The 13,372-nt window shown below is 48.7% G+C and carries 11 protein-coding genes; all 11 read left to right on the plus strand.

Features of this window, described 5'->3' with window-relative positions:
* The first annotated feature begins 215 nt into the window (after positions 1-215).
* The 11 genes from KJ869_08685 (at position 216) to KJ869_08735 (ending at position 13,249) form a co-directional block, all read left to right on the plus strand.
* Positions 216-2,000: a M3 family oligoendopeptidase gene (locus KJ869_08685; GenBank protein MBU1577267.1), complete on the plus strand. Its 1,785-nt coding sequence runs from the start codon at positions 216-218 to the stop codon at positions 1,998-2,000.
* Between the two features lie 481 nt (positions 2,001-2,481).
* Positions 2,482-4,032, plus strand: a complete 1,551-nt coding sequence (locus tag KJ869_08690; GenBank protein MBU1577268.1) for an ATP-dependent helicase — start codon at positions 2,482-2,484, stop codon at positions 4,030-4,032.
* Between the two features lie 205 nt (positions 4,033-4,237).
* Entirely contained in the window at positions 4,238-5,980 is a 1,743-nt protein-coding gene (locus KJ869_08695; protein MBU1577269.1) for a metallophosphoesterase, read from the plus strand.
* Positions 5,981-6,052: 72 nt separating this feature from the next.
* Positions 6,053-6,622 (plus strand): pseudouridine synthase, encoded by a 570-nt coding sequence (locus KJ869_08700; GenBank protein MBU1577270.1) that lies wholly within the window; start codon positions 6,053-6,055, stop codon positions 6,620-6,622.
* 11 nt (positions 6,623-6,633) lie between these two features.
* A complete protein-coding gene (locus KJ869_08705) occupies positions 6,634-6,873 on the plus strand; it encodes an ATP-binding cassette domain-containing protein (protein MBU1577271.1) in 240 nt (79 codons plus the stop codon).
* Positions 6,864-8,015 carry a hypothetical protein gene (locus KJ869_08710; GenBank protein MBU1577272.1) on the plus strand — a complete coding sequence of 384 codons (1,152 nt, stop codon included), beginning with the start codon at positions 6,864-6,866 and terminating at the stop codon, positions 8,013-8,015. Before KJ869_08705 ends, KJ869_08710 begins: the two co-directional genes overlap by 10 nt.
* 293 nt (positions 8,016-8,308) lie before the next feature.
* The gene (locus tag KJ869_08715) at positions 8,309-9,274 is read left to right on the plus strand and encodes a tetratricopeptide repeat protein (GenBank protein ID MBU1577273.1); all 966 of its coding nucleotides are present in this window, start codon (positions 8,309-8,311) and stop codon (positions 9,272-9,274) included.
* A gap of 1 nt (position 9,275) precedes the next feature.
* Positions 9,276-9,530 (plus strand): hypothetical protein, encoded by a 255-nt coding sequence (locus tag KJ869_08720; GenBank protein MBU1577274.1) that lies wholly within the window; start codon positions 9,276-9,278, stop codon positions 9,528-9,530.
* A 166-nt stretch (positions 9,531-9,696) separates the two neighbouring features.
* Positions 9,697-11,184, plus strand: a complete 1,488-nt coding sequence (gene gcvPB, locus KJ869_08725; protein ID MBU1577275.1) for an aminomethyl-transferring glycine dehydrogenase subunit GcvPB — start codon at positions 9,697-9,699, stop codon at positions 11,182-11,184.
* Between the two features lie 120 nt (positions 11,185-11,304).
* Complete coding sequence (locus KJ869_08730) at positions 11,305-12,750, plus strand: VCBS repeat-containing protein (protein MBU1577276.1); 1,446 nt, start codon at positions 11,305-11,307, stop codon at positions 12,748-12,750.
* A 100-nt stretch (positions 12,751-12,850) separates the two neighbouring features.
* Positions 12,851-13,249: a hypothetical protein gene (locus KJ869_08735; GenBank protein ID MBU1577277.1), complete on the plus strand. Its 399-nt coding sequence runs from the start codon at positions 12,851-12,853 to the stop codon at positions 13,247-13,249.
* The last annotated feature ends 123 nt before the right edge of the window (positions 13,250-13,372 follow it).

Consider the following 13,372-nt stretch of genomic DNA (forward strand, 5'->3'; position numbering starts at 1 on the left):
TACTTGGAGCAGTTATTAGTAGACCGAGGCAAAGGCCGTGAACGGCCTAAGGTTGGTACAGTACGTGCTCTTAACCCAGCCCTTAAAGGCTGGGTTAAGGAGACCCATTGAAGATAATCAAGGCCATTCATGGCCTTATGTTTTCTATTATATGCTCCGAGTAATAATTGTCGGCGTTTAAATCTATCATCACCAAATATATGGAAGGACTTTTTATGGCAGGGCAGGAATTAAAGTGGAACCTCAACGACATCGTGGCCAAGGGAAAATTCAACGAAACGTATTCCGGGATCGAAAAGGATATCACCGGGATGGCGGAGCAGCTAAAGCTGCTCAAGCCGCAGATGTCCCTGGCCGAATTCAAGCAGGTCATAGAATTCCGCGAGGATTTGAAGACCAGATTGTCCAAGATCTCTTCTTACGGCGAGCTGTGGGAGAACGCCGACCTGAAGTCGCAGGACGCCAAATTGTACAAATCGCGCACCCAGGACTTGAGCATCAAACTGTCCGATGCTATTCTTCCCCTGGAGCACTGGCTTAAAGGGCTGACGGTGGAGGGAATGGAGAAACTGGACGACTTCAACGCCAACCGGCTATTCGCCGAACTGCCGGATTTGGAATACGTATTCAACTATAACCGGGCGGCCGCCAAACACACCTTAAGCCAGGGCGAGGAGAGGCTCATCACCCGCAAGAGCGTCACCGGTTCCCAGGCCCTGGTGGATATGTACAACCTGATCACCGACAGCTTCGAGTATAAATTCCAGCCCAAAGGCCAGAAGGCAAAAACATTCAAGGTCCAGGGGCAGGTGCGCAATTACTACTACAGCGCCAAGGCGGCGGAGCGGGAGGCGGCCTATAAAGCCGTCTTTAAACCCTACCATGACAACGAGGATAAGCTGTTCGTCATCTACCGGGCGTTAGTCAAGGATTGGGACAACGACGCCAAACTGAGGAATTTTCCCAGTCCCGTTTCGGTACGCAACTTCAACAACCGGGTGCCGGATAAGGCCATCAATACCCTGCTGGAGGTATGCCAGAAGAACGTTGGGATCTACCAGGATCTCTTCCGCTATAAGGCCAAACTGCTGAAGATGAAGAAGCTCCGTCGCTACGATCCGTATGCCCCGCTGGAGGCGCCCAAGTCCAAAATGCCCCTGCCCGAGGCCAAAAAGCTGGTGCTGGAGATCTTCCGCGACTTCGCGCCGGGCTTTGCCGACAAGGCCGAGTCCATCTTCAAGGCCGATCATATCGACAGCCATCCCCGGCCAGCCAAGGACACCGGGGCCTTCTGCGCCGATATCGCTCCGGGAACAACCCCTTATATTTTGCTGAACTACACCGGCAATAATTCCTCGGTGTCCACCCTGGCCCACGAGCTGGGGCACGGGGTTCACGATCTGTACGCCCAGGGGCACTACTTCAGCTCGTCGCACACCACCCTGCCGCTGGCCGAGACGGCCTCCACCATCTCCGAGTTGATGGTGTTTGAAAAACTTTTGGGCCAGGCCAGGTCCGACAAGGAGCGCCGGGCCATGCTGCTGGAGAAGCTGGGCGACTCCTATGCCACCGTCATCCGCCAGGCATATTTCGTGATGTTCGAGAATCAGGCCCATAAAAGGATCACCGAAGGAATCAAGTCCGACCAGCTGAGCGACCTGTATATCAAGCAGCTGCGCTCCCAGCTGGGCTCGGCGGTGGAGGTGGCCGAGGAATTCCGCAGCGAGTGGGCCTACATTCCGCACATCTTCCAGACCCCGTTCTACTGCTACGCCTACAACTTCGGGGAACTTTTAGCCCTGGCCCTGTTCGCCCGTTACAAGGACGAGGGCAAACCCTTCGTTCCCAAGATCGAGAAGATCCTGGCCTACGGCGGATCCCAGAGTCCGGACCAGATCATCAAGGAGGTGGGCATGGATATGTCCTCGCCGGAATTCTGGCAGGGCAGCTTCGAGGTGGTCAAGACCTGGCTGAGCGAACTGAAGAGACTGTCAAAATAATAAACCCCAAAGGGCTGCCGGCATCCGGCAGCCCTTTTTAGTTTCGCTGAAAATAATGTCACACTGAGATTATTCCGTGCCCCGCAGGTTGAAGTGTACGCATATGAGCGCGTCGGCATCTTGGTTTGACCTCACCCCATCCCTCTCCTAAGGCATTAGGAGAGGGAGATGATGATTTTTGTATTGCAGAAATACGCAATTTGTAGTAATATGAAAAAATGATAATTTACTATTCTGTCGTTGGTTGATGTTTCTACAGCAACTGATAAACGGCCTGACGGTGGGCTCCATCTATGCCCTGATAGTCCTGGGCTTTTAAGCCAGTGGGGGCTCAATTCCCGGGCGGCGGTCGGGTGCTGCTGCTGAGGCCGCAGGGGATACCGGGGAACAAGACGGATAGGATCTGAAAACGAAAGTCGGGCATCAGTGTGTTAAACGATTCGGTGGCACTATAGTAATTTAATTGCATTTGGTAAAAAATATGAAAATACTATTGGCTGGACCAGGCACTGGAAAAACAACAAAAATAAAAAGCATTATAACTGAACAATATGATGGTTGTAAAAATATTGTAGTACTCTCTTTTACCAATGCTACGGTAAAAGATTTAAATACCAAATTCTCAAAGTGTGAAAATGTTACGTGTATGACACTTCACAGTTTTGCCTTAAAGTATAATCATCTACCTGAGTTGCATATTCTAATAAAAGAAGAACAAAACATATTAAAATGGATAGCTGGAAAACTGAAAATAGACTTTGATACTATTTGTGAAATTCTTCATTGTATAACTTTTAATAAAATGATACTCGCGTGTTTGGCTTTTATAAAAAGCAACTCGGCATATTTTGTAGATAAATTAGGCAAACTTGATCTTTTGGTTGTAGACGAATTCCAGGATTTTAACCCCGTCGAACAAAATTTTGTGCTTCAATTATCAAAGATTGCTTCCGAAACTATTATATTGGGTGACGATGACCAATCCATATACGGGTTTAAAGATGCTGACCCGGATGGAATTATTTCTTTGTACAAAAATGAAAATGTAGAAAAAATCCAGCACGAGAATTTATGTTATCGCTGTCCAGATAACGTTGTTGATTATGCTGTACGCTTAATAAAAATAAACAAAAACAGAATCCCCAAAAAATGGTTAAAAACAAGCAAGGGCGGACTTGTAAATATCGTACAACATATAACGCAAGAAGAATCGGACGATTATATTTTGGATAAAATAAAAACAATATGTCGTAGTGATCTGAATGCAAGTATTTTATTATTAAGTGCTGTTGGTTTTTCAGTTGATGCACTTAAAAATAAATTGATAGATAAAGGCATTGAGTTCGTTGATTTTTGGCATAATGACCTTGATGAAGAAAAATTAGTATATATTTGGTGGCTTAACCTATTTTATGGAGATAAGAAAACATTATTTTTATTATTGCTGCTAAAACATTACAAAGCTTTACAAAAAAAGAAAAATCTTACTTATTTTAAAGATAAAATAGAAAAGGATTTCGACGTGACCGCCATATTATCTGAGACAAGAAAGTTTAACGAATTGCCCAGCAATATAGCTAGACATATAACTGCACCACCAAATTTTGATACTTTGGCAAAAGAGTTACCGGTTTTTGAACGATTTCGTGAATATCTTAATTTAAATGACCTGCCAAATTCTGTAAAAACCATTACTAAAAGAATGCGTAACCCCATAGAATTTATCGATAATAAAGTAAATATTATGTCTATTCATAAATCAAAAGGGCTAGAAGCAGATTATGTTATTATAAATGGGTTGATAACAGGAATTCTGCCAAATGAAACGAAAGGCGTTGATACGATAGAAGCACAACGAAGATTATTGTTTGTGGGTATTACACGGGCAAAAAAGGAATTAGATCTAATTTCAACTGTGGAATGGGAAGCAAAAGACGCGCATAAAGTTGATTTTAAAGAATTTCGTTTCAATTACAAAAGAAAGAAATATAATGCAAAAACATCTAAGTTTATCGAGGAAATATCTTTATAGATCAACTTAGTTAAGTGAAAAACAAACTTAAAATATTCATCTGGCCTTTTAGTTGAGTGCCATGGTGGCCCCAAGATCTTCCGCCCACAGGGCCTGCTGCCCAGCAAAAGAAGGAGGCTGGAGCTGGAGGAGTGAACTGACCTGCTGGCACTGAATACCTGTTACCATAGTAAATAGATCAATAATTAAAACTATTGGAGATAATATGAAAAAAATCGTTATGGTCCTGGTGCTTCTGGCAGCGGCCATGATCCAGGCCGGCTGGGCGGCCAGGCCGGCCGGGCCCCAGGATAATTTCCGCTTGGTGGTGCTGGCCGACCGCACCGGCGGAGCCAACCAAAAGGCTTTCGAAATGGTGCTGAAGGATATCGAGCGGATGAAGCCGGACCTGGTGGTGACGGTGGGCGATTTCATCGAGGGCTACAAGGACTCGGCCGGGACGGTCAAGGACTGGGACCAGACCCTGCCAATGCTAAAAGTGCTCTCCTGCCCGGTGTACCTGACCCCGGGCAACCACGACATCACCACGCCGGAGGTGCGCAGCATCTTCATCAAAAAGACCGGGCGGAACCCCTATTATTCCTTTGATCACCAGAACAGCCATTTCATAGTCCTGGACAACTCCCTGGTGGAGACCCTTGATAAAATGGAGCCCGCCCAGATCAGGTGGCTGGAGAAGGACCTGAAAAGCATCAGGAAAAAATCCGGCATCTACGTTTTCATGCACAAGCCGTTCTGGACGGCCGGGGTGGGGGCCGGAAAACCGGATAAGCTGCATGACTTGTTCAAAAAATACAAAGTGACGGCGGTGTTCACCGGACACTGGCATAATTATGCCTCGGAGGTTTACGACGGCGTTCGCTATGTGGTGATGGGCAGCTCCGGGGCGGATATCGGGCCCACCGAGAATGTCAGCCTGGCCGGCTTTTACCAGTACCTGTGGGTCACCATCAAGGATGGAAAATTCAGTCCGGCATTGGTAAAGGCCGGGAATAATTATGACCTTGATTACGTCAGTCTGAAGGAGGAGATCTTTGCCCATCAGATACCCGGCAAGGCGGTGTTTATAAATGGATCGGAACTGATAGAAGGCAAGAAATTCTCCTCCCTGGATGCCAAGGTCAGAATCATGAACCTTACCGACCAGCCTCTGAAAACCGAGATATTATGGGAGACTGCCAAGAACTGGAAATCCGGCCAGGATAAAATCCCGGTGGAGATAGCCCCCGGCGACAGCTTCAAGTCCGTTTTCAGGTTCAAAGGCTCCGGAATTCTGTATCCCCTGCCGGTGATGAAAATGTCCTATCCTTTCGGGCGCGATAAGGTTTATAACCTGGAGATGACCCCCAGCGTGGCTAGAATATTGGAGTGCCCCAGGGTAAAAAAATCTCCGGCCATCGACGGCCAGTTCGAAAAGAATGAATGGCTGGGGGCCGGCAAGGTGGCCGATTTCTGCGGCTGGGACGGCAACCCGGCCACGGCCGATCCCACCCAGGTCTACTTTATGCACGATGGCGAGAACCTTTATATCGCCGCCGTCTGCCGCGACACCGTCATGGCCCAGCTGAAAACCGCCAAGACCGTCCGGGACGATCAGGTGTACAACGACGACTGCATCGGGTTCCTGTTCGCCGCCAATAAGGATACGGTCTACCAGATGTACGTCAATCCGGTATCCACCGTCTGGGACCAGCTGATAGACAACACCCGCGACGACCTGGATCAGAAATGGAACGGCGGCTTCCAGGCCAAGGCTCTGGCCGGGGAATCGGAATGGGTGCTGGAGATGAAGGTGCCTTTGAAGGATATCGGCCTGACGGCCCTGGACAAGAACACCGAATTAAGAATGAACATCCGCCGCAAACAGCAGCGCAACAATCAGTCGGCCCTGTGGATGTACGACTGGTCGTACCAGACCAAGAACTTCGGAGTGGTAAGGTTCAAATGATAAAGCCAGGTGCATCATGAATGCTGCTGCCGGCGGGATGTCCGCTTTCCTAAATGAGAAGGGGTTAAAATTATGCTGATCGCTTTCAATAAACCATACGGGGTGTTGTCGCAGTTCACCTCGGACGATCCCCGCCATGTGACCCTGGCAAAGTTCGGCTTTCCCAAAAACGTCTATCCTCTGGGCCGGCTGGACGCCGACTCCGAGGGTCTGCTGCTGCTGTCCGACGAGGCCGAGCTGAACGCCAAACTATTGAATCCCATGCAGGGCCACTCCCGCACCTACTGGGTCCAGGTGGAGAATATCCCCCAGGAGAAGGATCTTTTAAAACTGCGAAGAGGGGTAACCATAAAGGGGCACGGGACGCTTCCCTGCCAGGTCAGGATCCTCGACCCTCAGCCCGAAATAGAGGAGAGGGATCCGCCCATCAGAATCCGGAAAAACATTCCCACCTGCTGGCTGGAGATCTCTTTGACCGAGGGCAAGAACCGCCAGGTGCGCCGGATGACGGCCGCCGTGGGATATCCCACCCTGCGGTTGGTGCGGATAGGTATCGGAAGCTATCGATTGGGCGGTCTTAAAACGGGGCAGCGGAAAATTTTGGGACTGGCTGAGCGTAAAATGATCTTTATCAAAGAATGACAGGGTTATAGATGCTTTTAACGGCTCAAAATATTTCTAAAAGTTTCGGCGGCCTGATGGCCCTACAGGATATCTCATTCGAGATAGGCCGAGGTCAGATACTCGGCTTGATCGGACTCAACGGGGCCGGCAAAACGACGTTGTTCAACTGCCTGACCGGGGGCTACCGGCCCGCCGGACAAGGTAAGAAACGACCTCCAGGTGATAGAGGCCTATCTGGGAACCCAACAGTGAAGATATTATGGAAATAAAATTAAAAAATATAGTTCTGATCGTCATTCTGGCCCTGATCGCCGCCGAGCTGGTCTTCATCATCAAGGGCAACGGGCATCTTAAAATGCTCCAGAGCCGGAGGGCCAGACTTGAGGAGGCCATAGAGCTATCCAATCAGGGGGTGGCGCTTTCCCGGCAGGAGGAATATTCCGGGGCTCTCAAGCTCCTGGAAAAAGCCCAGAAGCTGGCTCCGGGAGATTCGCTGATAGGCGAGAATCTGAAGGCGGTCTATTTCAATTTCGGCGTCAGTCAGATTCATCAGGGAAAATATCAGGAGGCGCTGGAACTCTCGGGCCGGGGCCTGAGCCTGCTGCCGCAAGAGCCGGCCCTGCTATATGTCAGGGCGGAAGCCTGGTATAGTCTCAGCATGAACGATTCCTGTCTTTCCTGCATCGGCAGAGCCTATGATCTGAACCCCAGGGACTCGGTGATAATCAGCCTGTTGGACGACCTGGACAACCGCTGCCGCCAGGAGGATGGTCTGGAGGCCAGCCAGACCGGGTATTTCGACATCAAGTTCGAGGGCGGGGAGAACCGGGAGATGGCCGACCGGATACTTTTCATGCTGGAGGGCATTCGCGATAAGCAGGGGGCGCTGTTCGGCTGGCAGGCTCAAAGGAACATCAGCGTAACACTCTACAATAACCAGCAGTTCTCCGACATCACCAGCCTGGCCTCCTGGGCCGGTGCGGCCTTCGACGGGAAGATAAGGGTGCCGGTCGCCAATTACCTGGAGGATCGGGAAGTGCTGGAGAGGGTGTTGACCCACGAGTTCGTCCACGCCCTGCTGTTCGAGATCGGGGGCCGGAAATTTCCCGGGTGGTTCAACGAGGGTCTGGCCCAGTATCAGGAGGGACAACGGGCCGTCAATCACGTCTACCTTCCGCTATCCCAACTGTCCGGTTCGTTCATGACCCTGGAGCGGGAGGATGCCCAATATGCCTATCGGGCCAGCCTGTCGGCGGTCAGTTTCCTGATCGAGGATAACGGATGGGATATGGTCCGGCTGTTTTTGGACAAGATGGGGCAGGTCGGGGATTTTAAAAAGGTTTTTAAGGGGTCATTCAATCTGTCAGTCGAGCAGTTTGACCAAAAATGGAAGAGGAGCATCGGCAAATAGCAGGAAGCAAGTCATTGCGAGGCGGCATCCATACTGGGCAAGCGAAGCAATCCATACGAGTATTCAGTATACGGTAGACAGTATTTGGTATAAGGCAATGGATGATAGAGAACGGATGATGGATTTTAGGGAAGCTTTAGCCACAGAGACTCAGAGGCACTGAGATTTATAATATACTTTTTATTGCTTGCCAGCCATAGTCCGTTTGCTTTTGTGATGTGCACGTCGATGGACGAAGGCTGGTCATTCCCGTGAAAACGGGAATCCAGGCCTTTCTTTAACCACCAACGTAAATGAAAAAAACAACGATGAACACTGCCAGAAAAACATTTTGGGAAAAATTCTACCAGAACCAGTACTGTCATGTATCCGATGTTTACGAAAAGCGGGGCGAGGTTCATAAGCTGATCGGCAAATACGATAAGGCGTTGTTTGATTTTAATAGAATTTTGAATATCGGGGAAGTATTAAAGAATGAAAATATAAAGGCAAAGGCTTTTAGACAGATTGGAAATGCATACCTGCAAAAAAGTGATTTTAAATTATCTGAAATATATTATAATAAATCTTTTCAAATTTATACATTGTGTGATGACAAAAAAGGGATGGCCCTGTGCTATCAGCAATTAGGTGAAATAAAACATTTTAACGAGAAATATGACGATGCAATAAAATATTATAGCAACGCTGAAGAAATTTATGCAACACTTAATGACGAAGAAGGCAAGCACTCTGTTTTATTGAGCATAGCAGATTGTTACCGGAGTTTGCAGCTATTTGACAAAGCTTTACAAATACTCCAGTTGGTTCTTCAATTCTATAGAAAAACCAATAACCAGACGAAATTATGCAGATCTATCCAGGTTTTAGGCAAAGTCCATTGTGCTATGGGTGAATATGAGAAAGGGTTTAATTCCTTAAATGAAGTTTATATTCTGGCAAATAAGATTGGTGATAATGTCGTAATTATATATTTGCTTTGTGATATTGGTTTGCTCTATTACGGTAATTGTAAATATAATGAGGCATGCGAAATGTTTGAAAAATGTTTTGAGTTATCACAGAAATATGGGATTAATTATATGATGGCTGTTTCTCTTCTTAATATTGGTGATAGTTATATAAAATTACAAAATTTCGACAAAGCCCATAATATACTTGAACAAGCCTTGAAAATGGAAATAAATATTGAAGGCATAAAAAACGAAGCAAATCGTCTTATGAATCAAATAAATATTCAAATGAAAGGAGGTGAATAAAATGATATATTTAGGCATTCGTTTTGCAGGGAATAAATATGTTGTTCATCCTACGACCGAACAGGCTTTTTTAAATTCAAAAGGGAAGAACGAGGAAAATATCTGGTACTATACTTCGGAGAAAGCCATCGATGAGTTTGCTATAGCCGGGACATTTGGAACCTATGATGAACAACAGACGGCAAAAGATGCAATACTTGCCGTAGATCCAAATGCTCAAAAAGTTTATGTTCCCCCCAAGCCACCAGATTTATAGTAAATATTAAGGGCGCCCTGATAAACAGGGCGCCCTTTTGGTTAGACAAGTGGTTTTTTAATGCATATACCCACCCTTTCGGCCAATTTAATTTTATCTTGACATCATCCACTCTTTAATGATATCCTATGCTGTTATGCTACAACACATTGTTTAAAGGACTCCCATGATCGAGAAGAGTATTTTTGAACTATCGGCGGCTGGGCGAAAAGGACACCCTTTGCCGGCCTGCGATGTGCCCGTTAAGCCCTTGAACAAACTGATCCCCGAGAAATATATCAGAAGCGATCTGTCCGGCCTGCCCCAGGTCTCGGAGATAGATGTGATGCGCCACTTCGTCAGGCTGTCCACTCTGAACCACCATGTGGACAAGGGTTTTTACCCGCTGGGCTCCTGCACCATGAAATACAATCCCAAGATTAACGAGGATATGTCCCGCTTGCCCGGCTTCACCGGACTGCATCCCTTGCAGGATGAGACAGACATACAGGGCGCGTTGAAGCTGATGAACGAACTGGGCGATCAATTGTGCCGGATCGCCGGGCTGGACGCCATCACTCTGCAGCCGGTGGCCGGGGCCCACGGCGAGCTGACCGCCCTGATGATGATCCGGGCCTATCACACCAAGAACGGAAATCCCCGCAGCAAGATACTGATCCCCGATTCGGCCCACGGCACCAACCCGGCCTCGGCCACCCTCTGCGGCTACCAGGCAGTCCAGATAAAATCCAACGCCCAGGGGCTGTTGGATCCCGAGGATCTGAAAGCCCACCTGGACGGCGAGGTGGCGGCCCTGATGCTGACCAACCCCAACACCCTGGGACTGTTTGAGAAGAACATCTGCACCCTCACCAAGATGGTGCACGACATAGGCGGGCTGGTGTTCATGGATGGCGCCAACCTCAACGCCCTGATGGGCATCGTCCGGCCCGGCGACATGGGTATCGACGCCATGCACTTTAACCTGCACAAGACCTTCGCCACGCCCCACGGCGGCGGCGGCCCTGGCGGGGGCGGGGTGGCGGTCAAAAAGATACTGGAGCCCTTCCTGCCGTCGCCGGTCATCAAGGGCCGGCAGGAGCCCCAGGAGAGCGAGAAGGGACTCAAGGGTGCAGAGTATTATCTTGACTACAATCGTCCCGAAAGCATTGGGAAGGTTCACTCGTTTTTCGGAAACTTCCTGGTAATGGTCAAGGCCTACACTTACCTGCGGATGCTGGGGCCCGAAGGGGTCAGGGCCGTCTCGGAAAATGCCATCATCAATGCCAATTACATCATGCGGTCTTTAGAAGGCATTTATGATCTGCCCTACAAGGCCCACTGCAAACACGAATGCGTCTTCTCCGGAGTCAAGTTCCGTGAGAAGGGCATCAAGACCCTGGATATCGCCAAGCGGCTGCTGGATTACGGCTATCACGCCCCGACCATATATTTCCCGCTGATCGTGCCCGAGGCCATCATGATCGAGCCCACCGAGACCGAGAGCAAGGAGACGCTGGATGCCTTCATCGACACTATGAAGAAGATAGCAGAAGAGATAGAGAAAACTCCCGAGATAGTGAAGAGTGCCCCCAACAATACGCCCATCGGCCGGCTGGACGACGTCAAGGCGGTGAAGGAGCCGAAGCTGACGTGGGGCGGCACCTGTGGTTGAACCCTCCACTTCGAAAGATTAACGGGGGCCATTCTCAGTGCAGGCTCTGCCCTCCCCCAATGGTAGAGAGTAAATATTTTTTGGAATGGTTTCAAACTGTTAACAAACGGAGGTGCGGCCATGAAAAAAATCTATTCCTTGATCACGATACTATTTTACATCTTTCTGTCATTGTCGGCCAACGCCGGCGAGATTTCGTTCGCTCCCTATATAGCCATTCCGACAGGGTCGTATCCCGAAGTGGTTGCGATAGGTGATGTAAATAACGATGGCCGTAATGATGTGGTGCTGGGGACATCATACGGCGCAGATACTTTGAATGATTATAAGTTGTTCGTTTTTATCCAAGCTGTTGAAGGCACATTGAATCAGCCAGAAATCTATGATGCTGGTTTCGTGACATCAATAGATGTTGGAGATTTAAATAACGACGGTCGCAATGATGTCGTTGTTGGGTTCGATGATTCAATAGGTGTTTTTTTGCAAGATACAACCTCACAGCTTCAACCGAAAATATGTTATTATTCTGGCAGCGGCGTGAATGGCATTACCACCGGTGATTTCAACAGTGACGGGCTAAAGGATATTGCTGCCAGTCACTTCGATGATGATTTTATTCGGGTATTCTACCAACAAGCGAGTGGTGTTTTTGACTCGAGCCGGACCTATGCCGCACATTCGGAATCGTGGCATGGTATTAACGCCGGGGATGTCAACAATGACGGCCGCGACGACGTCTTATTCATGATGGGCCGTTATAATAATAACAATTTCTTGATTTTTCTTCAGGATTCAATCGGTCAGTTGGATTCACCGATGAATTATGGGATGGGTGATACAACGGCATGGGGCACGGCCATCGGGGACGTGAACAACGACGGTCGCAATGATGTCGTGTTATCCTTTGGGGGAAATATGCCTACTTCTGGGGTGGCGGTATGGACGCAGGATACTCTCAATTCTTTGCAGAATTTACCGACATGCTATCCTTGTTATGATTGTGCAGAACCGGTGGGGATAGCCGATTTTGACATGGATGGACGAAATGATGTTGTCGTGGCCAACGGGGGATGGAACGCGGTAAGCGTTTATTGGCAGAATGAAGCAGGCACACTTGCACCATACGACACCGTTTACGTGCCCTATGCTAGTCATTACCAGTCTCAAGGGCTGTCGTGTGGTGATATCAACAGTGATGGTAAGCCGGATGTTGTGTTAGCGGATTACAACCATGGATTAGTTGTTCTCTACAACACCAGCACCACCGGGGTTTCTGATTCGCATTGGGAACCAACAGAGTTTAAAGTTGAAAGTTTAAAGTTGAATGTGGCTGGCAATAAAATAAGTTACCAGTTGCCGCAAGGTGGGGTTGCATCCTTAAAGATTTATAACTTGCTGGGGCAGGAAGTGCGGACGCTGGTGAACGAGTTTAAAAGTTCCGGAGTTTACAATTTACAGTGGAATGGCCGGGATGCCGGAAACCGCAAAGTGGCCAGTGGGGTTTACCTGGTCAAACTTGAATCCCAGGGGCAGACGGCAATCGGGAAAATGTTGATAGTACGGTGACACACCCCTAACCCCTCTTGTTAGAGGGGAATAACACACCCCTAACCCCTCTTAATTAGAGGGGAAGTTTAAGCATCAATATTTTGTTATAAAAATCATCATGACAAATTCCTCCATCTCCGATCTAGGCGAGGTCAGCCCGGAACGGGCCAAAGAACTGCTGGCCAAGATAGCCAACCAGGTGGTCAAACGAAAACTGTCGGTGCCGGCCATCATGTTCATCGAGTCGGTAAAGCCATTGTCCTTTGTGGGCAGCCAGGTGCTGATCTTCATGCAGCCCATCGTTCAGGCCTTTTTTAACCGCAAGGAATACGACGAATTCGCGGTGCTGATGGAGGATCGGGATAACGTGGAGCTGCTGCTGCAGGAGATCGAACGGCAGGAGGCCGAGTGGCAGGCCCGGGAGAAGGCGGAGAGAGTAGAAGCTAAGAAACAGAGAAAAGCGGAGGGCAAGAAGACCTGGTGGGAGACGATAAAAAATAAGTTTGGTATAAAGTAGGAGCGAAAGGCCCTGCGCCCGAAACCGACCCCTCCCCGCCATTAGCAGGCAGTCCATATAGGCGGGCAGGCCTACCCTCTCCGATGCGGAGAGGGAAACGTGCTAAATAAAAAATCTGTGTTT

The organism is Candidatus Edwardsbacteria bacterium (assembly GCA_018821925.1).
GTDB lineage: Bacteria > Edwardsbacteria > AC1 > AC1 > EtOH8 > UBA2226.